Origin of the sequence: Streptomyces sp. NPDC005533, assembly GCF_042871845.1 — a bacterium.
Lineage (GTDB): Bacteria > Actinomycetota > Actinomycetes > Streptomycetales > Streptomycetaceae > Streptomyces.
Genome location: NZ_JBIAJH010000149.1, coordinates 1 through 492, shown reverse-complemented (window position 1 = coordinate 492; position 492 = coordinate 1). Strand labels below are relative to the sequence as shown.

Here is a 492-nt window from a genome sequence, read left to right as displayed (position 1 = left end):
GCTGGGGGTGAAAGGCCAATCAAACCGGGAGATAGCTGGTTCTCCCCGAAAGCTATTTAGGTAGCGCCTCGTGAATTCATCTCCGGGGGTAGAGCACTGTTTCGGCAAGGGGGTCATCCCGACTTACCAACCCGATGCAAACTGCGAATACCGGAGAATGTTATCACGGGAGACACACGGCGGGTGCTAACGTCCGTCGTGAAGAGGGAAACAACCCAGACCGCCAGCTAAGGTCCCAAAGTCATGGTTAAGTGGGAAACGATGTGGGAAGGCCCAGACAGCCAGGATGTTGGCTTAGAAGCAGCCATCATTTAAAGAAAGCGTAATAGCTCACTGGTCGAGTCGGCCTGCGCGGAAGATGTAACGGGGCTAAACCATGCACCGAAGCTGCGGCAGCGACGCTTATGCGTTGTTGGGTAGGGGAGCGTTCTGTAAGCCTGTGAAGGTGTGCTGTGAGGCATGCTGGAGGTATCAGAAGTGCGAATGCTGACA

1 rRNA gene (only partly in view) is annotated in these 492 nt (G+C 54.9%); it reads left to right on the top strand.

From position 1 onward, the window contains the following. Nucleotides 1-492, top strand: a 23S ribosomal RNA gene (locus ACFYP3_RS37430) (its annotated part extends 785 nt beyond the left edge of the window); the annotation flags it as partial.